Consider the following 23742-nt stretch of genomic DNA (forward strand, 5'->3'; position numbering starts at 1 on the left):
GGGCAGGCCTCACTGGATCTTGAAGCGCGAGACGGACTGCCGCAACTCGTCGGCCACGCGCGCCAGTTCACGCACCTGCTGGACGGTCGAGCGTGTGCCCTCACCGGTCTGCTCCGTCACGGCAAAAATGTGCTGGATGCTGCCGGCGGTCTGGCTGGCCAGCTCCGCCTCCCGGGTTGCGGAGTGCGCAATCTGCTCGATCAATTCCGCCACTTGGCGCGACAGTCGATCGATATCGGCCAGCGCAGCGCCGGCGTTGTCCGACAGACGGGCGCCCTCCACCACCTCGCGGGTGGAACGCTCCATGGCCAGCACGGCATCCTGCGTATCGGCCTGGATGGCCCGTACCAGCGCCGCGATCTGGCGCGTCGCATCGGCCGATCGCTCGGCCAGCCGCTGCACCTCCTCGGCCACCACGGAAAACCCACGCCCGGCTTCACCCGCAGCCGCCGCCTGGATGGCCGCGTTGAGCGCCAGCACATTGGTCTGCTCGGTGATGTCGGAGATCAGCTCGGTGATCTCACCAATCTCCTGCGACGATTCGCCCAGCCGCTTGATGCGCTTGGCGGTCTCCTGGATCTGCTCGCGGATGGTGTTCATGCCGCCGATCGCGTCTTGCACCGCCCGAGCACCGGTTTCTGCCGCCACGCGCGCTTGCCGGGCGGCATCGGCTGTGCCCTGGGCCTGGGACGAGACCTGCGTGATGCGGGTGGACATGTCCAGCACCGACTGGCCGGTCTCGCGGATCTCGCGCAACTGCTCGGTGGAAGCTGCCAGCAATTCGATCGAGGTGTTCTCGACTCGGGCCGTGGTCTCCGTCACGCGCTGTGCCGCCGCCTGGACCTGGCCGACGAGCGAGCGCAACTCCTCGACCGTGTAGTTCACCGAATCGGCGATGGCGCCGGTGATGTCCTCGGTGACCGTGGCCTGCTGGGTAAGGTCGCCCTCCGCCACCGATTGCAGCTCGTTCATGAGGCGCAGGATGGCCGCCTGGGTGGCGTCATTGACGCGCTTGGCCTCTCTTTCCTGGGCCAGCGCCTCGCTGCGGGAGCGTTCGATTTCGGCCTGCTGGCCGCGCGCCGCGCCACGCTGCTGTTGCACCATGCCGAGCGCGGCAGCCACGGCCAGCAGGCCGAACAGTGCCGGCACCAGCGGCCAGGCCGGTGGCAGCGCCGGCACCTGCCAGCCATAGATCGCGGTGGCCACCATCAGCAACACCGCGCCCAGCACTGCCGCCCACCACATCCATGGGTTGCCGGTGCCTGCTGGCCCGGCACGCGTCGCCGTGGTCACCCCACCGTGCCCCGCCGCCTGGTCAGCAGCAGGCGACAGGGTGGAGGGCCCCAGGTCCGACGCACCGTTTGCCGATGCCCCGAGGCTGGAGCCGAGCTCGCTGAGGGGTGCCCCCGGGACCACAGACGGTGCCGTCTCGGGCTGACGGCTGCGCCGTTTCAAGGCATCAAGCATCTCGGCTCCTCACCGCGTCGGACATCGGGGACGGCCGGGCAAAGGCCGGCAGCCTGGGGTCGAGAAACGCCGGGGACTGCGCCCACGCGATCAGATCCAGCTCCAGCCAGCGTTGGCCTTGGGCATCGCGGCACAGCTGGCGCACACCGGCCGGGCATTGTTCCGTCTCATCCACCACGAAATCGGCCGACGTGCGCAGCCCCAGCAACCGGTCCACGCACAGGGCCGCTCCCAGGCCCAGCGACGGGCTGAAACTGATCCAGTAAACCGTGTCGTCCCCATCGTGCAAGCACGTCTGCCGGGGCAAGCCCAAATAGCGCACCCAATCCACCACCAGCGTGAGGCTGCCGCGCAGGCTGGTCACCCCCAGGACCCAGGGCTGGGTATGGGGCACACGCTGCAAGAGCGTGGGATGAAAAATCTCGCCTGCCTGTGCCAGCGGCAGCAGCGCACGCACCCCTTGCCACGACACGCCCAGCCACCCCGAGGCCAGCGGCCGATCGGCCGACTCGGCCAGCTTGCGGGCGAGCTCGTCCTGAAAGGCCTGCAGGGACGGACGCACAGCGGTGGTGGGTTCGGTCATGCGGCTGCCTTCAGGCCATGGCCTCGATCTTGGCCAACAGCACGCGAGGGTCCACTGGCTTGGTGATGTACTCCCGCGCACCTTGGCGCAGGCCCCAGACGCGGTCGGTTTCCTGGTTCTTGCTGGAACAGATGAACACCGGCACCTTCGCGTATGCCGGATGGCGGGCAATGTTGCGCGTGAGTTGAAAGCCGTTGATGCCGGGCATCACCACATCCATCAGGATCAAGTCGGGCAGCTGCTCGGCCAGCTCCCGCAGGGCTTGTTCGGCATTTTCAGCCGTGCGCACGTGGTAGCCATTGCGGCTGAGCAACTTGCTGAGAAACAGCAGCTCCGTGCGGGAATCGTCGATCACCAGGATATCCCTCACCATGGCCTGCTCTCCTGCATCATGGGGTCGCGGTCACGGCTTGGTCGCGCCGGCTGGCGTGCCGCTGCACCGCCTGCAACAGCTGCTCCCGGGTGAAGGGCTTGGTCAGGTGCTCCTGGGAGCCGACCATGCGCCCGCGGGCGATGTCGAACACCCCGTCTTTCGACGACAGCATCACCACCGGCACCTGGGCAAAACGGGTGTTGCGCTTGATGATGGCGCAGGTCTGATAACCATCCAGCCGGGGCATGAGGATGTCGCAGAACACCAGATCCGGGACGAAATCGTGCATGCGGGCCAGCGCGTCGTAGCCGTCTTCGGCCAGCAACACCTCGTGGCCAGCGTCGCGCAGAAAGCGCTCGGCACTGCGGCGCACGGTCTGGCTGTCATCCACCACCAGCACCCGGCACGCAAACGGTTCGCTGGGCGTCATCGGCGTTCTCCTGGGCGGCGTGTGGGGTGCTCAGCTCCAGCCCGACTCGGACGTCAGATCTGGACCATTTCGAAATCTTCCTTGCGGGCACCGCATTCCGGGCAAGTCCAGTTCATGGGCACATCCTCCCACTTGGTGCCGGGCGCGATGCCATGATCCGGTGCGCCGGCCTCCTCGTCGTAAATCCAGCCGCAGATCAGGCACATCCAGGTTTTGTGAGCACTCATGGTCGAACAACGCTTGTCTTAGAATGGGTTCATTGTATCTAGGCACCACGGCCCGTCCCGCGCATGACCTTTCCGAACGACACGGCGGGCGCCACCACGGCCCCCGCGCCCGCTGAAGCCTCTCTGCCCTGCGTGATCAGCTTCAACGCCAACGACCCCAGCGGCGCTGGCGGGCTCGCCGCCGACCTCACCGCCATGGCGAGCGCCTCCTGCCATGTGCTGCCGGTGGTTACCGGCACCTATGTGCGCGACACCCGTGCGCTGCACCACCACATCCCTTTCGATGAGGAGGCGATCGAGGACCAGGCCCGCTGCGTGCTGGAAGACGTCTCGGTCCAGGCCATCAAGGTGGGGTTCGCCGGCAGTGCGGAAAACCTCAGCACCATCGCCGAGATGCTCAGCGACTACAGCGACGTGCCCGTGGTCAGCTACATGCCCGAGCTCGCCTGGTGGGACGAGGTGGAGCGTGAAAACTACCTCGACGCCTTCGCGGAGCTGCTGCTGCCGCAGACCAGCGTGCTCGTGGGCAACCACAACACCCTGTGCCGCTGGCTCCTGCCCGACTGGACCGAAGACCGCCCGCCCGGTCCGCGCGAGCTGGCCAAGGCCGCCGCCGAGTTCGGCACCCCCTACACCCTGGTCACCGGCTTCAACGCACCCGACCAGTTCCTCGAAAGCCACCTGGCTTCGCCCGAAACGGTGCTGGCCACGGCCCGCTATGAGCGCTTCGAGGCCACCTTCACCGGCGCCGGCGACACCCTCTCGGCCGCCCTGTGCGCCCTGCTGGCCAACGAATCCGACCTGCAGGCGGCCTGCGCCGAAGCCCTGACCTATCTCGACCAATGCCTGGACGCGGGCTTCCAGCCCGGCATGGGCCATGCCGTGCCCGACCGGCTGTTCTGGGCCCACGACGAACACCCCGACACCCGGGACGCCGACCCCGAAACCGACCCTCCGGCCCACGAGCTCGAGGGCTTCCCGGACGGCCACACCGCCCACTGACACCCGCTGGCACCGCGCCGCGGATCATCCCCACGTTCTCCTGCACCCACACGCCCCACATGACCGACCGCAATCAAACCCTGTTCGACCGTGCCAAGCAACGCATTCCCGGCGGCGTGAACTCCCCGGTGCGCGCCTTCAAGGCCGTGGGCGGCACTCCGCGCTTCGTGCAGCGCGCGCAAGGCGCCTACTTCTGGGACGCCAATGGGCAGAAGTACATCGATTACATCGGCTCCTGGGGGCCCATGATTCTGGGCCATGGGCACCCCGCCGTGCTGGAGGCCGTGCAGAAAGCCGTCATGGAAGGCTTCAGCTTCGGGGCCCCCACCGAGCGCGAAGTGGAACTGGCCGAGGAAATCGTCAGGCTGGTGCCCAGCATCGACATGGTGCGCCTGGTCAGCTCCGGCACCGAAGCAGGCATGAGCACCATCCGCCTGGCGCGGGGCGCCACCGGCCGCAAGAAGATCATCAAATTCGAAGGCTGCTACCACGGCCATGCCGACGCCTTGCTGGTCAAGGCCGGCTCGGGCCTGGCCACCTTCGGTCACCCCACCAGCGCGGGCGTCCCTCCCGAGGTGGCGCAATACACCCTGGTGCTGGAATACAACAACCTCGAACAACTCGAAGCCGCGTTCCAGCAGCACGGCGACGACATCGCCTGCCTGATGATCGAGCCCATCGCCGGCAACATGAACTTCGTGCGCGCCAGCGTACCCTTCATGAAACGTTGCCGCGAACTGTGCAGCCAGCACGGCGCCCTGCTGGCCTTTGACGAGGTGATGACGGGCTTTCGCGTGGCCCTGGGCGGCGCCCAAAGCCTCTATGCCCAGTTGATTCCAGGCTTTGAGCCGGACATGACGGTGATGGGCAAGGTGATCGGCGGCGGCATGCCGCTGGCGGCCTTCGGCGCCAAGCGCGCCGTGATGGAACAGCTGGCCCCGCTCGGTGCCGTCTACCAGGCGGGCACGCTGAGTGGCAACCCGGTGGCCACCGCCTGCGGTCTGGCCACGCTCAAGGAAATCCAGAAGCCGGGGTTCTTCGAAGCCTTGTCAGCCCGCACCCAGCAACTCACCCGCGGCCTGCAAGCCGCTGCCGATGCGGCAGGCGTGCCGTTGGCCACCGACAGTCAGGGCGGCATGTTCGGTTTTTTCCTGATGGACAAGCTGCCACAGAACTACGCCACGGTGATGAGCACCGACCCTGCACGCTTCAATCGGTTCTTCCACGGCATGCTGGAGCGTGGCGTGTACTTCGCCCCCGCGTTGTATGAAGCGGGCTTTGTGAGTGCGGCCCACACGGAGGCCGACGTGGAGGCCACCGTGGCCGCCGCGCGCGAGGTGTTCGCCACACTCTGACCGAGCACACAACGCCAACAAAAAAACGGGCTGTCATACACAGCCCGTTTTTTTGTTCAAGCAGTTACTGGCTCCAGCAGCCGCGCCAGCAAGGCACCCTCCACCGGTCCACCCAGAGGCACATACACCCGCACCGGACTGCCCTGCGCCACCTGCACCGGCTCCCCGTCCAGGTTCTGCATGGCGTCCAGCCGCACGATGCGGTTGCCGCTGGGGTGGATCACCTCGATGCGGTCGCCCACGGCGAAGCGGTTCTTGGTTTCCACCTCGGCCCAGCCGTCGGCGCGCACGCCGCGCACCTCCCCCACGAAGTGGCTGCGGTGCAATTCGGAGTGCCCGCTGATGTAGTTCTGGTAATCCTGCGCCGGGCGGCGCTCCAGCAAGCCCCCGGTATAACCGCGGTTGGCCAGACCTTCGAGCTCCAGCAGCAGCTCCGGGTTGAAGGGGCGGCCCGCCATGGCATCATCGATTGCACGGCGATACACCTGCGCCGTACGGGCCACGTAGTACAAGCTCTTGGTGCGACCCTCGATCTTGAGCGAATCGACACCGATCTTGCACAGCCGCTCCACGTGCTCCACGGCACGCAGGTCCTTGCTGTTCAGGATGTAGGTGCCGTGCTCGTCCTCCATGATCGGCATCAGCTCGCCAGGGCGGCCTTTTTCCTCGATCAGGTACACCCGGTCGGCCGCCGGGTGGCGCTGGCCGCCGCCGCAGGTGGAGAAGGCGGTTTCGGCTTCGGCCAGGGCTTCACCAAAATGGAAGTCCTTCCCCATCTGCGCCACCGGGATGGCCTCGCCCGTCACCGGGTCCAACTGAGCGGCCTGGGTGCCATATTCCCAGCGACAGGCGTTGGTGCAGGTGCCCTGGTTGGGGTCGCGCCGGTTGAAGTAACCGCTGAGCAGGCAGCGCCCCGAATAGGCGATGCACAGAGCCCCGTGCACGAACACCTCCAATTCGATGTCCGGGCATTCGTGGCGAATCGCCTCGATCTCGTCCAGGCTGAGTTCACGCGAGAGAATGATGCGCGCGACACCGACCTTCTGCCAGAACTTCACCGCCGCCCAATTGGTGGTGTTGGCCTGCACCGACAGGTGGATCGGCACTTCGGGCCATTTCTCGCGCACCTGCATGATCAGACCGGCGTCGGCCATGATCAGCGCGTCGGGCCCGAGCTCGACGATGGGCTCGATGTCGCGCAGGTAGGTGCGTACCTTGTCGTTGTGAGCGATCAGGTTGCTCGTCACGAACAATTTCTTGCCACGCGCGTGCGCCTCTCCGATGCCTTGGGCGAGTTGCTCCAGGCGAAATTCGTTGTTGCGCGCGCGCAGGGAATAGCGCGGCTGGCCGGCATAGACGGCGTCAGCGCCAAAGTCGTAGGCGGCTCGCATCTTGTCCAGCGAGCCGGCGGGAAGCAGCAGTTCAGGGGCCTTGTGCATGCCCAGATTGTCGGACTTTTTTCGCAGACGTGCCCCGCATGTCGGGGCCTGCGGTCTGCTCATGCCCGACCCCGGGCACGCGCCCAGATCAATTCGGCATCAGCACGCTGTCGATCACGTGAATGACGCCGTTGCTGGCGCTGATGTCGGCACTCACCACACGGGCGTCGTTGACCTGCACACCGCCTTCAGTGCGCAGCGTGATGGCCTGACCGGCTTTGGTTTGCACCTCACCCGGTTGCACCTCGCTCGACATGACCTTGCCTGGCACGATGTGATAGGTCAACACCTTGGTCAAGGCCTCCTTGTCAGCCAGCAAGGCATTCAACTTCTCCTCGGGCACCTTGGCGAAAGCTTCATCGGTGGGGGCGAACACGGTGAACGGGCCCTCGCCTTTGAGCGTATCCACCAGCCCCGCGGCCTCGATGGCCTTGACCAGGGTGGAGAACTGCCCGGCCTGCGCCGCCTTCTCGACGATGGTGGACGCTTTCGCATGTAGGGCGCCCAGTCCCAGGGCAACGGCACAAGCGGTCGCAATCAGCGCTTTTTTCATGACACAACTCCTCAAGTTTTCAGCAAACCGTCACAAAAGAGGCTGGCCAGCCGCGACGCTGTTACCGGTATCGGCAACGCCCGAATGACTTGTCTTGTCTCAGACGAGTTCCCGCCCGACCGCATCGGGTTCGCAACCAATCGTAAAAAAACGCCTGGGATCGCTCCCAGGCGTTGCTGCCCGCTTCGGCATGCTGCAGATCTGCAGACCTGCTGGCGTCAGACGGTCACGCTCTTGGCGGTTTCCGCGTATTCCTCGATCTGATCGAAGTTCATGTAGCGGTAGATGTTGGCCGCATCCTGGTTGATGATGCCGACGGCCTCATGGTACTCGGCCACGGTCGGGATACGGCCGAGCTTGGAGCATACGGCCGCCAGCTCCGCCGAGCCCAAGAACACGTTGGTGTTCTTGCCCAGGCGATTGGGGAAGTTGCGGGTCGAGGTGGACATGACCGTGGCGCCCTCGCGCACCTGCGCCTGGTTGCCCATGCACAGCGAGCAGCCGGGCATCTCGGTACGCGCACCGGCCGTGCCGAAGGTGGCATAGTGGCCCTCCTTGATGAGCTCGTTCTGGTCCATCTTGGTCGGTGGAGCCACCCAGAGTTTCACGGGGATGTCGCGCGCACCGCCCAGCAGCCTGGCCGCGGCCCGGAAGTGCCCGATGTTGGTCATGCACGAGCCGATGAAGACCTCGTCGATCTTGGTGCCGGCCACTTCCGACATGAACTTGGCATCGTCCGGGTCGTTCGGGCAGCAGACGATGGGCTCCTTGATCTCGTTCAGGTCGATCTCGATCACGGCCGCGTATTCGGCATCGGGGTCGGCCTCCAGCAGTTCGGGCTTGGCCAGCCAGGCCTCGACGGCCTTGATGCGGCGCTCCAGCGTGCGGCGGTCCTGGTAGCCGTCGGCGATCATGTTTTTCATCAGCACGATGTTCGACCGCAAATACTCGATGATCGGCTCTTTGTTGAGCTTGATCGTGCAGCCGGCCGCCGAACGTTCGGCCGAGGCGTCCGACAGCTCGAAGGCCTGTTCCACCTTGAGGTCGGGCAGACCTTCGATCTCCAGGATGCGGCCGGAGAAGACATTCTTCTTGCCCTTCTTCTCCACCGTCAGCAGCCCCTGCTTGATGGCGTACAGCGGGATCGCATGCACCAGGTCACGCAGGGTGACGCCGGGCTGCATCTGGCCCTTGAAACGCACCAGCACCGATTCGGGCATGTCCAGTGGCATCACGCCGGTGGCCGCGGCGAAGGCCACCAGGCCGGAGCCGGCCGGGAAGGAAATGCCGATGGGGAAACGCGTGTGCGAATCACCCCCTGTGCCCACGGTGTCGGGCAGCAGCAGGCGGTTGAGCCAGGAGTGGATCACGCCATCGCCCGGGCGCAGCGACACACCGCCGCGGCTGCTGATGAAAGTGGGCAGCTCGCGGTGCATCTTCACGTCCACCGCCTTGGGGTAGGCGGCGGTGTGGCAGAAGGACTGCAGCACCAGGTCGGCCGAGAAACCCAGGCAGGCCAGGTCCTTGAGCTCGTCGCGGGTCATGGGGCCGGTGGTGTCCTGAGAGCCCACCGTGGTCATCCTGGGCTCGCAGTAGGTGCCCGGGCGAATGCCTTGCTGGTTCCCCTTGACCACCGGCAGGCCGCAGGCGCGGCCCACCATCTTTTGCGCCAGGGTGTAGCCCTTGCCGGTGTCCACCGGCGCTTTGGGCAGGCGGAACACCGTGGAGGCGGGCAGCCCCAGGAAATCGCGCGCCTTGGCGGTCAGCGAGCGGCCGATGATCAGGTTGATGCGACCGCCGGCGCGTACCTCGTCGAGCAGCACCTCACTCTTGAGCTGGAAAGTGGCCACGACCTGGCCGTCTTTTTCGATCTTGCCGTCGTAAGGGTAGATGTCGATCACATCGCCCATCTCCAGCTTGCTCACGTCCACCTCGATGGGCAGGGAGCCGGAGTCTTCCTGGGTGTTGAAGAAGATGGGGGCGATCTTGCCGCCCAGGGTCACGCCACCGAAACGCTTGTTGGGCACATAGGGAATGTCCTCGCCGGTGTGCCAGATCACGCTGTTGGTGGCCGACTTGCGGCTCGAGCCCGTGCCCACCACGTCGCCGACATAGGCCACCAGGTGGCCCTTTTTCTTCAGATTCTCGATGAATTGGATCGGACCGCGCTTGCCATCTTCTTCGGGTTCAAACGCGGCATCGGGCCGGCGGTTTTTCAGCATCGCCAACGCATGCAGCGGGATGTCCGGGCGGCTCCAGGCGTCCGGCGCTGGCGACAGGTCGTCGGTGTTCGTTTCACCGGGCACCTTGAAGACGGTGACGGTGATTTTGCGGGGCACCTCGGGGCGGCTCGTGAACCACTCCGCGTCGGCCCAGGACTGCATCACTTCCTTGGCCTTGGCATTGCCGGCAGAGGCCTTGTCGGCGACGTCATGGAAGGCGTCGAACATCAGCAGGGTCTTTTTCAGGCCGGCAGCGGCCACATCGGCCACATCGGGGTCATCCAACAGGTCGATCAGGGGCTTGACGTTGTAGCCACCCACCATGGTCCCCAGCAGTTCAGTGGCCTTGGCCTTGCTGATCAGACCGACCGTGATGTCCCCGTGCGCCACGGCGGCCAGGAAACTGGCCTTGACCTTGGCAGCGTCATCCACGCCCGGCGGCACGCGATGCGTCAGGAGGTCCATCAGGAACTGCTCTTCCCCGGCCGGCGGGTTCTTGATCAGCTCGATCAGCTCGGCCACCTGCTTGGCGTCCAGCGGCAGCGGGGGAATGCCCAGCGCGGCGCGCTCGGCTGCATGTTCACGATAGGCTTGCAACATCTTAGGCTCCAGAAAAAAATCAGAAACAATTCATCGGGACGGGACTTGCGCCACGTCCAGCAAATGTGGGGGTGGGTTGAGCTTCATCGCCTCGGCAGCGGCACGCTGCACCGCGTTGGCGCACTCATCGGCCAGTCGGCGGCCCAGGCGCTGACTCATCAGCATCGATTTGTTGGGAAGCTGAATCCACACAGCGCCCAGGGTCCGGTCTTCCAGGCGCACGGCTCCCGTGGTGGTTTCGACGGGGCGCATGCGATACCGCTGCCCCCCCATGGTCAGGTCAAAATAACCGGGTTCATCGGCCACGGGTTCGATCTGGACCGACTTGCCCAGTTCGCAGGGCGCCGCCCCCACATACACCTTGGCCGCGACTGCCCGCTCCTTGTCCGTCAAGGGGGCATCGGCCGGCGCCGGGGCCTGCACCGTGGGCACCGACCGGTTGGCCGATTGCGCATGCGCATGCGGCAACGAGGCCGCCAGCAAGGCCCCACACAGGGCCAGGGACCAGGCGTCAGACAAGGGGCGATTTCCGTTCGGCATATTCAACTCCTCTGGGCATCGCCCGGTGTGAAAAAAACGTGTATGTCTGGTGGAACCTGGACACCTGTTTGGTGCGCACGTTCCAACACCTGCCAAAAATAACGGTAACTGGCCCGATCGTGCAAGTACCCCCGATGCGATATCGGTGCCCAATCGGCTGCATGCGCCGCCAGAATGATCTCGGCGGCCCGCTGGACTTCGTCCTGTGGCGGCGCGAAAGCCTCTAGAATCGGCACGATCTGATCGGGATGTATGCTCCACATGCGCGTGTAGCCCAGCTCCCTGTTCGCCCGTGCCGCTGCACGGCGCAGCGCCTGCGCATCCTTGAATTCGGTGACCACACAGTGCGAGGGCACCTTCCCATGGGCGTGGCAGGCGCTGGCAATCTCCATCTTGGCGCGCAGCACCAGCGGATGGCTGAACTGTCCCGCCACACCCATGCCATCCGAGGGAATCGCCCCCGCATGCGCGGAGACGAAATCCATCAAACCAAAGCTCATGGACTGCACGCGCGGGTGCGCCGCGATGTCGAAGGCCCGGTGCACCGCCAGGGGCGATTCGATCAGCACATGAATGGGCACTTGGGCCGCCCCGGCGGCATCTACCGCCCTCACGGCCCGCTCGACATCTTCGAGGGATTCGACCTTGGGCACCATCAGGTAGGCCAGCCGATCCCCGGCTCGCCCCACCACGGTCGCCACGTCGTCTTCGAACGCCGGGTGGCGCACGTCGTGGACCCGAACCCCGACGCGCTGACGCACCGGACCCGCCTGGGGCAGCCCGCGCACCAGCTCCACGACCAGCGCGGCATGCTCCGCTTCGCCCCCCACAGGGGCGCCGTCCTCGCAGTCCAAGGTGACGTCGAAGACACACGCGCCACAGCGTTCGATGAACTCGGCCTGCAGGGCCAGGCTCTTGCGCATGCGGGCCTCGACGCCGCTGTAATGGTCACACACCGGCAGCGTCTGCCTGCCGGCCTGTGCGCCCAACAACACGTCGCGAGGATGCATGCGCGCACTCTGACGAGATTACAGCAGGTGCTTGACGCCGTCCCGCTCGGCCAGCAGTTCCGCCAAGGTCTTGTCGATGCACTCCTTCGAGAAGGCATCGATCTCCAAACCCTCGACGATCTTGTACTCGCCACCTTCGCAGGTGACCGGGAAGCCGAAGATGACTTCCTTGGGGATGCCATATTCGCCGTTGGACGGCACGCCCATGGTCACCCACTCGCCGTTCGTGCCCAGGGCCCAGTCGCGCATGTGGTCGATAGCGGCATTGGCGGCCGAGGCGGCCGACGACAGGCCGCGCGCCTCGATGATGGCCGCACCACGCTTGCCCACGGTGGGCAGGAAGACGTCCTTGTTCCAGGCGTGGTCGTTGATCATCTCCTTGACCGAAGCGCCGTCGATGGTGGCAAAACGGTAGTCGGCGTACATGGTGGGCGAGTGGTTGCCCCACACGCACAGCTTCTTGATGGAGGCCACCGGCTTGCCGGTCTTGGCCGCGATCTGGCTCAACGCGCGGTTGTGGTCCAGGCGCAGCATGGCGGTGAAGTTCTTGGCCGGCAGATCAGGCGCCGACTTCATCGCGATGTAGGCATTGGTGTTGGCCGGATTGCCCACCACCAGCACCTTGACGTTGCGCGAGGCCGATTCGTTCAGCGCCTTGCCCTGAGCGGTGAAGATCTGGGCGTTGGTGGCCAGCAGGTCGGCGCGCTCCATGCCGGGGCCGCGCGGACGCGCGCCCACCAGCAAGGCATAGTCGGTGTCCTTGAACGCCGCCTTGGCGTCGCTGTGGGCCTCCATGCCGGCCAGCAGCGGGAAGGCGCAGTCTTCCAGTTCCATCATCACGCCCTTGAGCGCCTTCTGAGCCTTTTCATCCGGAATTTCCAGCAGTTGCAGAATGACGGGCTGGTCCTTGCCCAACATCTCGCCGGAAGCGATGCGGAACAGCAGGGCATAACCGATCTGGCCAGCCGCACCGGTGACGGCCACGCGAACGGGCTTCTTGCTCATGAAACACTCCAAAAGGAACGGTTGAAGAAAATGAAATCCTGTCGAGTGTACTCTGGTAAACCCTGAATCGTCAATTTGTCTTATGTCTTATATAAGATATGATTGACCCCTGAGCCATGACCACCCACCCGCTTTCCGACCCCCACCTCTCCGCCCCCTCCTCCCCCGAGGGGGCAGGCCCTGCGCTGTCTGCTCCCGCTTTCAGCCCACTGTATCAGCAGATCAAATCCCTCATTCTCCAAGGACTGCAAAACGGCGAGTGGAAACCGGGCGACCTGATTCCCAGTGAGCTGGAGCTGGCAGCGCGCTTCCGCGTCAGCCAGGGCACGGTGCGCAAGGCGATCGACGAACTCGCCGCCGACAACCTGCTCGTGCGGCGCCAAGGCAAGGGCACCTTCGTGGCCACCCATGCCGAGCAGCACATCCAGTACCGCTTCCTGCGCCTGCACCCGGACACGGGCACGCTCGACAGCGAAGGGCCTGCCTCGCGCCAGATCCTGGCCTGCCGCCGGCTGCGCGCACCGGCGGACATCACGGCCCCGCTCGGCCTGCGGGCGGGCGACGCACTGATCCAGGTCAGCCGCGTCCTGTCCTTCCACGGCGTGCCCACCATTCTGGAAGACCTATGGCTGCCTGGCGGGCCATTCAAGGCGCTCACGCTCGACACCCTGGCCCAACACCAGGGCCCCATGTACGCGCTGTTCGAGTCGCAATTCGGCGTGCGCATGGTGCGCGCCGAGGAAAAGATCAAGGCCGTCAGCGCCAATGCCCAGGCGGCCCAGCTGCTCGATGTGCCCGAAGGCACCCCGCTGCTGAGTGTGGAGCGCGTGGCCTTCACCTACAACGACGCCCCCATGGAACTGCGGCGCGGCCTCTACCGAACCGACCGCCACCACTACCGCAACGAACTGAGCTGATGCACCCGATCGAGGCAGAGACATTCCTGAACATCGCAGTCATGAATATGGCGTTGCAATAGAATGCGACAGTTTTTCGTCAGGGTTTTCCTGCACATTCACGCGCCGGCCAACAAACCCGTTACCCGTCCAACCAAGGTCCTTCCATGACAGAACTGAGCAAAAAGCGGCCCGAGTTCCGCAACATCCATGCGTTCCGGGATCTGACCACCTACCGCCTGCCGGCGGCGGGTTGGGTCTCCATCCTGCACCGGATCAGTGGCGCCATGATGTTCCTGCTGATGCCTTTCATCATCTGGATGTTCGACACCTCGTTGTCCTCCGAGATTTCCTTCGGCGTTTTCACCTCGGCCTTCACGGCTGGCATCGGCTTCGTGCCGGGCTGGTTCATCAAGCTCGTCGTACTGGCGCTGATCTGGGCCTACCTGCACCACTTCATCGCCGGTGTGCGCCACCTGTATATGGACGCCACCCATAACGTGACCAAGGCATTCGGCAGGTCCTCCGCCGTCACCACCCTGGTGCTGAGCCTGGGCCTGACCGTCGTGCTGGGCGCCAAGCTGTTCGGCCTGTACTGATTCCATCGGAGAAGCACACCATGTCCGTCAATTACGGTTCCAAGCGCGTCGTCACTGGCGCCCACTACGGCACCCGCGACTGGCTGATGCAGCGCGTCACCGCCGCGCTCATGGCCCTGTTCACCATCGTGCTGTTGGCTCAGCTCATTTTCACCAGCGGCCCCATCGGCTATGAAACCTGGGCCGGCATCTTCGCCGCTCAGTGGATGAAGTTCCTCACTTTCGCGGTCATCATCGCCCTCATGTGGCACGCCTTCGTGGGCGTGCGCGACATCTGGATGGATTACGTCAAACCCGTGGGCCTGCGCCTGGCTCTGCATGTGTTCACCATCGTCTGGCTGGTTGGCTGCGCCGGCTGGGCCTTTCAAGTGCTCTGGAGGCTCTGATTCATGTCGACCACTTCTTCCCTGCCCCGTCGCCGCTTTGACGTCGTGATCGTCGGTGCCGGCGGCTCCGGCATGCGTGCGTCGCTGCAACTGGCCCGCGCCGGCCTCAACGTGGCCGTGCTGTCCAAGGTCTTCCCCACCCGTTCGCACACGGTGGCGGCCCAGGGTGGCATCGGTGCTTCGCTGGGCAACATGTCCGAGGACAACTGGCACTACCACTTTTACGACACCGTCAAGGGCTCGGACTGGCTCGGCGACCAGGACGCCATCGAGTTCATGTGCCGCGAAGCGCCCAAGGTGGTGTATGAACTGGAGCACTTCGGCATGCCGTTCGACCGCAACCCGGACGGCACCATCTATCAGCGCCCCTTCGGTGGCCACACCGCCAACTACGGTGAGAAACCCGTGCAGCGCGCCTGCGCGGCGGCCGACCGCACCGGCCACGCCATGTTGCACACGCTGTACCAGCAGAACGTGGCCGCCCGCACCACCTTCTTCGTGGAGTGGATGGCGCTGGACCTGATCCGCGACAGCGAAGGCGACGTGGTGGGCGTGACCGCGCTGGAAATGGAAACCGGCGACATCTACATCCTCGAAGCCAAAACCACGCTGCTGGCCACGGGCGGCGCGGGCCGCATCTTCGCCGCCTCCACCAACGCCTTCATCAACACCGGCGACGGTCTGGGCATGGCCGCGCGCGCCGGCATTCCGCTGCAGGACATGGAGTTCTGGCAGTTCCACCCGACCGGCGTGGCCGGCGCGGGCGTGTTGCTGACCGAAGGCTGCCGCGGCGAAGGCGCCATTTTGCTCAACAGCAACGGCGAGCGCTTCATGGAGCGCTACGCCCCCACGCTGAAAGACCTGGCCCCGCGCGACTTCGTCTCGCGCTGCATGGACCAGGAAATCAAGGAAGGCCGCGGCTGCGGCCCCAACAAGGACTACGTGATGCTCAAGCTCAGCCACCTGGGCGCCGAGACCATTCACAAGCGTCTGCCCTCGGTGTACGAGATCGGCGTCAACTTCGCCAACGTGGACATCACCAAGGAAGACATTCCCGTGGTGCCCACCATCCACTACCAGATGGGCGGCATCCCCACCAACATCAACGGCCAGGTCGTGGTGCCCGACGGCAACGGCGGCCAGAAGGTCGTCAACGGCTTGTACGCCGTCGGCGAATGCTCCTGCGTGTCGGTGCACGGCGCCAACCGCCTCGGCACCAATTCGCTGCTGGACCTGTTGGTCTTCGGCCGCGCAGCGGGCAACCACATCGTGGCCAACGTCAACCCCAAGGCCGAACACAAGGATCTGCCCAAGGATGCCGCCGACCGCACCCTGGCCCGCCTGGCTCGGCTGGAGTCGAACCCCAACGGCGAATACGCCCAGCATGTGGCCAACGACATGCGCGCCACCATGCAGCAGCATGCCGGCGTGTTCCGCACCCAGGCCAGCATGGACGAGGGCGTCAAGAAAATCAACGCCCTGCGCGAGCGTGTCGCGGCCATCGGTCTGAAAGACACCTCCAAAGTCTTCAACACCGCCCGCATCGAGGCGCTGGAAGTCGAGAACCTGATCGAAGCGGCTCAGGCCACCATGACTTCGGCCGCCGCCCGCAAGGAGTGCCGTGGTGCGCACACCGTCAACGACTACGAGCGGCCGGCCGACGACCCCGAATGCCCGCTGGGTCGCAACGACAAGGAGTGGATGAAGCACACCCTGTGGCACAGCGCCGACAACTCGCTGACCTACAAGCCCGTCAACCTCAAGCCGCTGACGGTCGAATCCGTTCCCCCGAAGGTTCGTACCTTCTGACCGCGTACCGAGTTGGAGCACCCGATGGCCAAACGCACATTCAAGATCTACCGCTACGACCCCGAGAAGGACGCCAAGCCCTACATGCAGACCCTGGAGGTCGAGCTGTCGGGCACCGAGCGCATGCTGCTCGACGCGCTGATGAAGCTCAAGGAGCTGGACCCCTCCATCTCCTTCCGCCGCTCCTGCCGCGAAGGCGTGTGCGGCTCGGACGCGATGAACATCAACGGCAAGAACGGTCTGGCCTGCCTGACCAACATGAACACGCTCAAGGGCGACATCGTGCTCAAGCCGCTGCCCGGCCTGCCGGTGGTGCGCGACCTGATCGTGGACATGACGCTGTTCTTCAAGCAGTATCACAGCATCAAGCCCTACCTGATCAACAACACCCTGCCGCCCGAGAAAGAGCGCCTGCAAAGCCCCGAGGAGCGCGAGGAGCTCAACGGCCTGTACGAGTGCATCCTGTGCGCGAGCTGCTCCACCAGCTGCCCCAGCTTCTGGTGGAACCCGGACAAGTTCGTCGGCCCGGCCGGCCTGCTGCAAGCCTACCGCTTCATCGCCGACAGCCGTGACCAGGCCACCGCCGAGCGACTGGACAACCTGGAAGACCCGTACCGCCTGTTCCGCTGCCACACCATCATGAACTGTGTCGATGTCTGCCCCAAGGGACTCAACCCGACCAAGGCCATTGGCAAGATCAAGGAAATGATGGTGCTGCGCTCGGTCTGAGCACACCCTCCCGGCCATGGACGACCACACCCTCCTCGACGCACGCACCCTGAGCAAGCTCAAGTGGCGCTGTCGCCGTGGCCTGCTCGAAAACGACCTGTTCATCGAGCGTTTCTTTGCCCGCCACGAAGCCGGCATCACCGTGCGTCAGGCGAGGGCCCTGCAGGCGTTGATGGACCTGTCCGACAACGATCTGCTCGATCTGTTGTTGCGCCGAACCGAACCGCAAGGGCCTTTGGCCAGCGATGAAGTCGTGGAACTGCTCGGGCTCCTGCGGACGCCCCAGCCCCACTGAAGACCACCCTCAACAAGGAAGACGAATGAAACTCGTTGACAACAAAGCCATCCTGTCGTTCAGCAACGGCGCTCCCAGCGTGGAGCTGCCGATTTATGCCGGCAGCATCGGCCCGGATGTGATCGACATCCGCAAGCTGTACGCGCAGACCGGCATGTTCACCTACGATCCCGGCTTCCTGTCCACCGCTTCCTGCCAGTCGGCCATCACCTACATCGACGGCGACAAAGGCGAGCTGCTCTACCGTGGCTACCCGATCGAGCAACTGGCCACCAGCTGCGATTATCTGGACGTGTGCTACCTGCTGCTCAAGGGCGAGTTGCCCAACGAGCGCCAGCGCAACGACTTCCACAAGCTCGTGATCAACCACACCATGGTCAACGAGCAAATGCAGTTCTTCCTGCGCGGTTTCCGCCGCGACGCCCACCCCATGGCCGTGCTGACGGGCCTGGTCGGGGGCATGTCGGCCTTCTACCATGACAGCACCGACATCAACAACCCCGAGCACCGCGAGATCGCCGCGATCCGCCTGATCGCCAAGATGCCGACGCTCGTGGCCATGGCCTACAAGTACAAGATCGGCCAGCCCTACATGTACCCGCAGAACCACCTGTCGTACGCCGGCAACTTCCTGCGCATGATGTTCGGCACGCCCTGCGAAGAGTACAAGGTCAATCCGGTGCTGGAGCGCGCGCTCGACCGCATCTTCATCCTGCACGCCGACCACGAACAGAACGCCTCCACCTCCACGGTGCGCCTGTGCGGCTCGTCGGGGACCAACCCATTCGCGGCCATCGCGGCCGGCGTCGCCTGTCTGTGGGGCCCCTCGCACGGCGGCGCCAATGAAGCCTGCCTCAACATGCTGGAAGAAATCCAGGCCAGCGGCGGCGTGGCCAAGGTGGGCGAGTTCATGGAGAAAGTCAAAGACAAGTCCTCCGGCGTCAAGCTGATGGGCTTCGGTCACCGCGTCTACAAGAACTACGACCCGCGCGCCAAGCTGATGCAGGAAACCTGCAACGAGGTGCTGACCGAGCTGGGCCTGGAGAACGACCCGCTGTTCGCCTTGGCCAAGAAGCTCGAACAGATCGCGCTGGAAGACGACTATTTCGTGCAGCGCAAGCTCTACCCGAACGTGGACTTCTACTCGGGCATCGTGCAACGCGCCATCGGCATCCCGGTCAACCTGTTCACTGGCATCTTCGCGCTGGCGCGCACCGTGGGCTGGATCGCCCAGCTCAACGAGATGATCAGCGACCCCGAGTACAAGATCGGCCGTCCGCGCCAGCTGTTCACCGGCTCGCCGCGACGCGACGTCCCGCCGCTCGACAAGCGCTGATCCGTGACCGCACGCCTTTGCGGCGTGCGACAGCCCCCAGGCCCGCCCCCAGGCGGGCCTTGTTGTTGGCCTTGACCTAGAATCAAGGAATCGGCCGGTCATGCCGGCCCCACGACCTGGAACATCCTGCCATGGGACGCACCCTTTACGACAAGATCTGGGACGAGCACGTCGTCCACACCGAAGAAGACGGCACCGCCGTGCTCTACATCGACCGGCACCTGGTGCACGAAGTCACCAGCCCGCAGGCGTTCGAGGGCCTGCGCGCGGCGGGCCGTCCGGTCTGGCGGGTGAGTTCCGTGGTGGCCACCGCCGACCACAACACCCCGACCACCGGCTGGGAACGGGGCTATGACGGCATCGCCGATCCGATCAGCAAGGAACAGATCGCCACCCTGGACGCCAACATCGCCGAGTTCGGTGCTGCGGCCTACTTCCCCTTCCTGAGCCAGCGTCAGGGCATTGTCCACGTCATCGGCCCGGAGAACGGCGCCACGCTGCCCGGCATGACGGTGGTCTGCGGCGACAGCCACACCTCCACCCATGGCGCCTTCGGCGCGCTGGCGCACGGCATCGGCACCTCCGAAGTCGAGCATGTGCTGGCCACGCAAACGCTGCTGGCCAAGAAAGCCAAGAACATGCTGATCCGCGTCGAGGGCCAAGTCCCGCGCGGCGTGACCGCCAAGGACATCGTGCTCGCGATCATCGGCCGCATCGGCACCGCCGGCGGCACCGGCTACACCATCGAATTCGCGGGCAGCGCCATCCGCGCCCTGAGCATGGAAGGCCGCATGACGGTGTGCAACATGGCCATCGAAGCCGGCGCGCGCGCCGGTCTGGTGGCGGTGGACGACAAGACCATCGAGTACGTCCGGGGCCGGCCCATGGCCCCCACGGGCGTGGAGTGGGATCAGGCCGTGGCCTACTGGAAAACGCTGCACTCCGACGCCGACGCCGTGTTCGACACCGTGGTGGAGCTGGACGCCACCGAAATCCTGCCCCAGGTGACCTGGGGCACCTCGCCCGAGATGGTGCTCCCCGTGACCGCCACCGTCCCCGATCCGGAACAGGAGCAGGACCCGAACAAGCGCAACGCCATCGAACGGGCACTGACCTACATGGATCTGCGGCCCGGCAAACCCCTGACAGACATCGTGGTGGACAAGGTGTTCATCGGCTCCTGCACCAACAGCCGCATCGAGGACATGCGTGAAGCGGCGGCCGTGGTGAAAAAGCTGGGGCAGAAGGTGGCCAAAAATGTCAAGCTCGCCATGGTGGTCCCGGGTTCCGGCCTGGTCAAAGCACAGGCCGAGCGCGAAGGCCTGCACGAGATTTTCCGCGCCGCCGGTTTCGAATGGCGCGAGCCCGGCTGCTCGATGTGCCTGGCCATGAACGCCGACCGGCTGGAGCCGGGTGAGCGCTGCGCCTCGACCAGCAACCGCAACTTCGAAGGCCGTCAGGGTGCCGGCGGCCGAACCCATCTGGTCTCCCCGGCCATGGCCGCGGCCGCCGCCATCCACGGCCATTTCGTCGATATCCGCTCATTCGCCTGACGTTGCCTTCAAAGGAGTCTAGCCATGAAAACCACGATCGCCCTGATTCTGACCAGCCTCAGCCTGCTGCTCACAGGCTGCAACACCGTGGCCGGCATCGGCAAGGATGTGCAACGCGGCGGTCAGGTGCTCGAAGACGCCGCCAAGAAGAAGTAAGCCATGCAGAAATTCACCGTGCACCAGGGTCTCGTGGCCCCCATGGACCGCGAGAACGTCGATACCGACGCCATCATCCCGAAGCAATTCCTGAAGTCGATCCGCAAGACGGGCTTCGGCCCCAACCTGTTCGACGAGTGGCGCTACCTGGACCAGCCCGGGCAACCCGGTGTGCCGGAGAGCGCGCGCAAGCCCAACCCGGATTTCGTGCTCAACCAGCCCCGCTACCGGGGCGCCTCCATTCTGTTGGCGCGCAAGAATTTCGGCTGCGGCTCCAGCCGCGAACACGCCCCCTGGGCGATCGAGCAGTATGGCTTTCGTGCCCTGATCGCGCCCAGCTTCGCCGACATCTTCTTCAACAACTGCTTCAAAAACGGCCTGCTGCCCATCGTGCTGCCCGAAGCCACGGTCAACCAGCTGTTCGACGAGGTGTATGCCTTCCCAGGCTACCAGCTCACCATCGACCTGGAACGCCAGGTGATCGTCAAGCCGCAAGGCGAGGAAATCCCCTTCGACGTACAACCCTTCCGGAAATACTGCCTGCTCAACGGCCTGGACGACATCGGGTTGACGCTGCGCCACAAGGACAAAATCCAGGCCTTTGAAGCGCACCGTCTGGCCACCAAGCCCTGGCTGGCGCGCACCTTCGCCGGCTGAAGCCGCTGCTGCGCTCACAGCCAGTCTCTCCACCCTCGACACCGCGCTTTCGTGCGCGCATTCCTTATGAAGATCGCAGTGTTGCCGGGCGACGGCATCGGTACCGAAATCGTGAACGAGGCCGTCAAGGTCCTGCGCGCCCTGGACCTCGACCTCTCCATGGAGCAAGCGCCCGTGGGCGGGGCAGCCTACGAGCTCCATGGGCATCCGTTGCCCGAGTCCACGCTCAAACTGGCCATGGACGCCGATGCCGTGCTGTTCGGCGCCGTGGGCGACTGGAAATACGACACCCTGGACCGCCCGCTGCGCCCGGAACAGGCCATTCTCGGTCTGCGCAAGCACATGGGCCTGTTCGCCAACTTCCGCCCCGCGATTTGCTACGAGCAACTGGTGGGCGCCTCCAGCCTGAAACCCGAGCTGATCGCGGGCCTGGACATTCTCATCATCCGTGAACTGACCGGCGACATCTATTTCGGCCAGCCGCGCGGCCGCCGCACCGCTGTCGACGGCCACTTCCCCGGTGCCGAGGAAGCGTTCGACACGATGCGCTACTCCAAGCCGGAAATCGAGCGCATCGCCCATGTCGCTTTCCAGGCCGCGCGCAAACGCCGCCAGAAAGTCACCAGCGTGGACAAAGCCAACGTGCTGGAAACCTTCCAGTTCTGGAAGGACGTGGTCACCAAGGTGCACAAAGACTACCCCGATGTGGAACTTCAGCACATGTACGTGGACAACGCGGCGATGCAGCTGGTGAAGGCCCCGAAGGCGTTTGACGTGATCGTCACGGGCAACATGTTTGGCGACATCCTCTCCGACGAAGCGTCCATGCTGACCGGCTCCATCGGCATGCTGCCGTCGGCCAGCCTGAACGCCAAGGGCCAGGGTCTGTACGAACCCAGCCACGGCAGCGCCCCCGACATCGCTGGCAAGGGCGTGGCCAACCCGCTGGCCACCATCCTGAGCGCGGCCATGATGCTGCGCTTCAGCCTGAACCAGCCGGAGGCGGCCGACCGCATCGAAGCGGCGGTGCAGAAGGTGCTGGCACAAGGGCTGCGCACCCCCGACATCTACAGCGAAGGCACCACCAAGGTGGGCACCGCGCAGATGGGCGATGCGGTGGTCGCCGCCCTGATGTGATCCGTGCGGCGGGCTTGTCAGCCTCAGGCAAATCCGCATGCTTTACAATGTAACCATGTTTGCCGCTCGCCTGTTCTCCATGAACACCGCTTCTGCCGACCTGGCAGGCGTGGACGTGCGTGCAATCACCACCAAAACCACGACCATTGAGAGCTGATCGGCTCCGGTATCGTCGTGCGCCCTTCCCGGCCTTGACGAGCCGGGGCAAACAGGTCTGGTCTGGGCTGTTTTTGTTTCACTAGAAAGGGCGTTTCACATGAGCAAATTGGTAGGTCTGGTTGGCTGGCGCGGCATGGTCGGCTCGGTACTGATGGACCGTATGGTCGCAGAAGGCGACTTCGAGCACATCGAACCCGTTTTCTTCTCCACATCCAACAGCGGTGGCGTGGCCCCGGCCATGGCCAAGGCGCACAAGACGCTGCGGGACGCGAACGACATCGCGGCACTGGCCGCCTGTGACATCGTCATCACCTGCCAAGGGGGGGACTACACCAAAGAGGTCTTCCCCAAACTGCGCGCCAGCGGCTGGCAAGGCCACTGGATCGATGCCGCCTCGGCCCTGCGCATGGAGTCCGATGCGGTCATCGTCCTGGACCCGGTCAACGAAGGCCTGATCCGCAAGCGTCTGGCGGCGGGCGGCAAGAACTGGATCGGTGGCAACTGCACCAACTCCATCCTGTTGATGGGCTTGGGCGGCTTGTTCCGGGAGGGGTTGGTCGAATGGGTCAGCTCCATGACCTACCAAGCCGCATCGGGCGGCGGCGCGAACCACATGCGTGAACTGCTCAAGGGCATGGGGGTGGTGTATGGTGCCGTGGCCGACGAACTGGCCACCCCCGCCTCCGCCATCCTGGAGATCGACCGCAAGGTGGCCCAAGCCATTCGGGAGGACGTGCCGACCGAATACTTCGGCGCCCCCTTGGCCGGAGGCCTGATTCCCTGGATCGACGCCCAACTGCCCAACGGCCAGTCGAAAGAAGAGTGGAAGGGACAAGCCGAGGTCAACAAAATCCTGGGCACCGAACAGACCATTCCTGTGGATGGCCTGTGCGTGCGGATCGGCGCCATGCGCTGCCACAGCCTGGCGCTGACGCTCAAGCTCAAGAAAGACCTGCCGCTGGAGCAGATCGAGTCCATCATCAAGAGTGGCAACCCATGGGTGAAGTGGGTGCCGAACGACCGCGCCCTCACCGTGAAGGAACTGACACCGGCCGCGATCACCGGCGGCCTGGAGGTGGGGGTGGGGCGCGTGCGCAAGCTCAACATGGGCCCCGAGTACGTCTCTGCCTTCGTGATCGGCGACCAGCTGCTGTGGGGTGCGGCCGAGCCGCTGCGCCGCATGCTGCGGATTCTGCTGGAGTCCTGAGGTTATAGTTTGCAGCT

At 64.9% G+C, this 23742-nt stretch carries 24 protein-coding genes and 1 pseudogene; 14 read left to right on the forward strand and 11 right to left on the reverse strand.

Going from position 1 to position 23742, the window contains the following annotated elements:
* Positions 1–9: 9 nt before the first annotated feature.
* The 5 genes and pseudogenes from HZS63_RS02260 to HZS63_RS02280 form a co-directional block, all read right to left on the reverse strand.
* A pseudogene (locus HZS63_RS02260) lies at positions 10–1038 on the reverse strand (methyl-accepting chemotaxis protein); the annotation flags it as partial.
* Positions 1039–1459: 421 nt separating this feature from the next.
* Entirely contained in the window at positions 1460–2050 is a 591-nt protein-coding gene (locus HZS63_RS02265) for a chemotaxis protein CheW (protein WP_180682384.1), read from the reverse strand.
* Positions 2051–2060: 10 nt separating this feature from the next.
* The gene (locus HZS63_RS02270) at positions 2061–2423 is read right to left on the reverse strand and encodes a response regulator (protein WP_180682385.1); all 363 of its coding nucleotides are present in this window, start codon (positions 2421–2423) and stop codon (positions 2061–2063) included.
* A 16-nt stretch (positions 2424–2439) separates the two neighbouring features.
* The gene (locus tag HZS63_RS02275) at positions 2440–2853 is read right to left on the reverse strand and encodes a response regulator (RefSeq protein WP_180682386.1); all 414 of its coding nucleotides are present in this window, start codon (positions 2851–2853) and stop codon (positions 2440–2442) included.
* Positions 2854–2906: 53 nt separating this feature from the next.
* A complete protein-coding gene (locus tag HZS63_RS02280) occupies positions 2907–3080 on the reverse strand; it encodes a rubredoxin (RefSeq protein ID WP_180682387.1) in 174 nt (57 codons plus the stop codon).
* A gap of 63 nt (positions 3081–3143) precedes the next feature.
* Between HZS63_RS02280 and thiD the strand changes: the two genes are divergently transcribed.
* Positions 3144–4082 carry a bifunctional hydroxymethylpyrimidine kinase/phosphomethylpyrimidine kinase gene (gene thiD / locus HZS63_RS02285; RefSeq protein WP_180682388.1) on the forward strand — a complete coding sequence of 313 codons (939 nt, stop codon included), beginning with the start codon at positions 3144–3146 and terminating at the stop codon, positions 4080–4082.
* Between the two features lie 59 nt (positions 4083–4141).
* Positions 4142–5437 (forward strand): glutamate-1-semialdehyde 2,1-aminomutase, encoded by a 1296-nt coding sequence (hemL, locus tag HZS63_RS02290; protein ID WP_180682389.1) that lies wholly within the window; start codon positions 4142–4144, stop codon positions 5435–5437.
* A 56-nt stretch (positions 5438–5493) separates the two neighbouring features.
* Here hemL and trhP read toward each other — a convergent pair whose 3' ends face one another.
* The 6 genes from trhP to HZS63_RS02320 form a co-directional block, all read right to left on the reverse strand.
* Positions 5494–6876 carry a prephenate-dependent tRNA uridine(34) hydroxylase TrhP gene (gene trhP / locus HZS63_RS02295; RefSeq protein WP_180682390.1) on the reverse strand — a complete coding sequence of 461 codons (1383 nt, stop codon included), beginning with the start codon at positions 6874–6876 and terminating at the stop codon, positions 5494–5496.
* Positions 6877–6964: 88 nt separating this feature from the next.
* Positions 6965–7429, reverse strand: a complete 465-nt coding sequence (locus HZS63_RS02300) for a fasciclin domain-containing protein (RefSeq protein ID WP_180682391.1) — start codon at positions 7427–7429, stop codon at positions 6965–6967.
* A gap of 218 nt (positions 7430–7647) precedes the next feature.
* Complete coding sequence (gene acnB / locus HZS63_RS02305) at positions 7648–10251, reverse strand: bifunctional aconitate hydratase 2/2-methylisocitrate dehydratase (RefSeq protein ID WP_180682392.1); 2604 nt, start codon at positions 10249–10251, stop codon at positions 7648–7650.
* A 30-nt stretch (positions 10252–10281) separates the two neighbouring features.
* Positions 10282–10770: a hypothetical protein gene (locus tag HZS63_RS02310; RefSeq protein WP_246316084.1), complete on the reverse strand. Its 489-nt coding sequence runs from the start codon at positions 10768–10770 to the stop codon at positions 10282–10284.
* Between the two features lie 23 nt (positions 10771–10793).
* Positions 10794–11801, reverse strand: a complete 1008-nt coding sequence (locus HZS63_RS02315; protein ID WP_180682394.1) for an HpcH/HpaI aldolase/citrate lyase family protein — start codon at positions 11799–11801, stop codon at positions 10794–10796.
* An 18-nt stretch (positions 11802–11819) separates the two neighbouring features.
* Positions 11820–12806 (reverse strand): malate dehydrogenase, encoded by a 987-nt coding sequence (locus tag HZS63_RS02320; RefSeq protein ID WP_180682395.1) that lies wholly within the window; start codon positions 12804–12806, stop codon positions 11820–11822.
* 116 nt (positions 12807–12922) lie between these two features.
* On the opposite strand from HZS63_RS02320, the gene HZS63_RS02325 reads away from it, so the two are divergent.
* The 12 genes from HZS63_RS02325 to asd all read left to right on the forward strand — a co-directional run bounded on the left by HZS63_RS02325 (position 12923) and on the right by asd (position 23725).
* Positions 12923–13723 carry a GntR family transcriptional regulator gene (locus HZS63_RS02325; RefSeq protein WP_180682396.1) on the forward strand — a complete coding sequence of 267 codons (801 nt, stop codon included), beginning with the start codon at positions 12923–12925 and terminating at the stop codon, positions 13721–13723.
* 146 nt (positions 13724–13869) lie between these two features.
* Positions 13870–14301, forward strand: a complete 432-nt coding sequence (gene sdhC, locus HZS63_RS02330; protein ID WP_180682397.1) for a succinate dehydrogenase, cytochrome b556 subunit — start codon at positions 13870–13872, stop codon at positions 14299–14301.
* A 20-nt stretch (positions 14302–14321) separates the two neighbouring features.
* Positions 14322–14687 carry a succinate dehydrogenase, hydrophobic membrane anchor protein gene (gene sdhD / locus HZS63_RS02335; protein WP_180682398.1) on the forward strand — a complete coding sequence of 122 codons (366 nt, stop codon included), beginning with the start codon at positions 14322–14324 and terminating at the stop codon, positions 14685–14687.
* A gap of 3 nt (positions 14688–14690) precedes the next feature.
* Positions 14691–16496, forward strand: coding sequence for a succinate dehydrogenase flavoprotein subunit (gene sdhA, locus HZS63_RS02340; RefSeq protein ID WP_180682399.1), 1806 nt, complete (start codon positions 14691–14693; stop codon positions 16494–16496).
* A 24-nt stretch (positions 16497–16520) separates the two neighbouring features.
* The gene (locus HZS63_RS02345; RefSeq protein WP_180682400.1) at positions 16521–17225 is read left to right on the forward strand and encodes a succinate dehydrogenase iron-sulfur subunit; all 705 of its coding nucleotides are present in this window, start codon (positions 16521–16523) and stop codon (positions 17223–17225) included.
* A 16-nt stretch (positions 17226–17241) separates the two neighbouring features.
* The gene (locus HZS63_RS02350) at positions 17242–17520 is read left to right on the forward strand and encodes an FAD assembly factor SdhE (RefSeq protein WP_180682401.1); all 279 of its coding nucleotides are present in this window, start codon (positions 17242–17244) and stop codon (positions 17518–17520) included.
* Positions 17521–17545: 25 nt separating this feature from the next.
* On the forward strand, positions 17546–18856 hold the full coding sequence (gltA, locus tag HZS63_RS02355; RefSeq protein WP_180682402.1) for a citrate synthase: 1311 nt from the start codon (positions 17546–17548) through the stop codon (positions 18854–18856).
* A gap of 131 nt (positions 18857–18987) precedes the next feature.
* Positions 18988–20409, forward strand: a complete 1422-nt coding sequence (gene leuC / locus HZS63_RS02360; RefSeq protein WP_180682403.1) for a 3-isopropylmalate dehydratase large subunit — start codon at positions 18988–18990, stop codon at positions 20407–20409.
* Between the two features lie 24 nt (positions 20410–20433).
* Positions 20434–20565 carry an entericidin A/B family lipoprotein gene (locus HZS63_RS02365; RefSeq protein ID WP_180682404.1) on the forward strand — a complete coding sequence of 44 codons (132 nt, stop codon included), beginning with the start codon at positions 20434–20436 and terminating at the stop codon, positions 20563–20565.
* A gap of 3 nt (positions 20566–20568) precedes the next feature.
* The gene (gene leuD / locus HZS63_RS02370) at positions 20569–21222 is read left to right on the forward strand and encodes a 3-isopropylmalate dehydratase small subunit (protein WP_180682405.1); all 654 of its coding nucleotides are present in this window, start codon (positions 20569–20571) and stop codon (positions 21220–21222) included.
* 66 nt (positions 21223–21288) lie between these two features.
* Positions 21289–22359, forward strand: coding sequence for a 3-isopropylmalate dehydrogenase (gene leuB / locus HZS63_RS02375; protein WP_180682406.1), 1071 nt, complete (start codon positions 21289–21291; stop codon positions 22357–22359).
* 256 nt (positions 22360–22615) lie between these two features.
* Positions 22616–23725, forward strand: coding sequence for an aspartate-semialdehyde dehydrogenase (asd, locus tag HZS63_RS02380; RefSeq protein ID WP_180682407.1), 1110 nt, complete (start codon positions 22616–22618; stop codon positions 23723–23725).
* Positions 23726–23742: the final 17 nt, after the last annotated feature.

Origin of the sequence: Tepidicella baoligensis, assembly GCF_013432195.1 — a bacterium.
GTDB classification, from domain to species: Bacteria; Pseudomonadota; Gammaproteobacteria; order Burkholderiales; family Burkholderiaceae_C; genus Tepidicella; species Tepidicella baoligensis.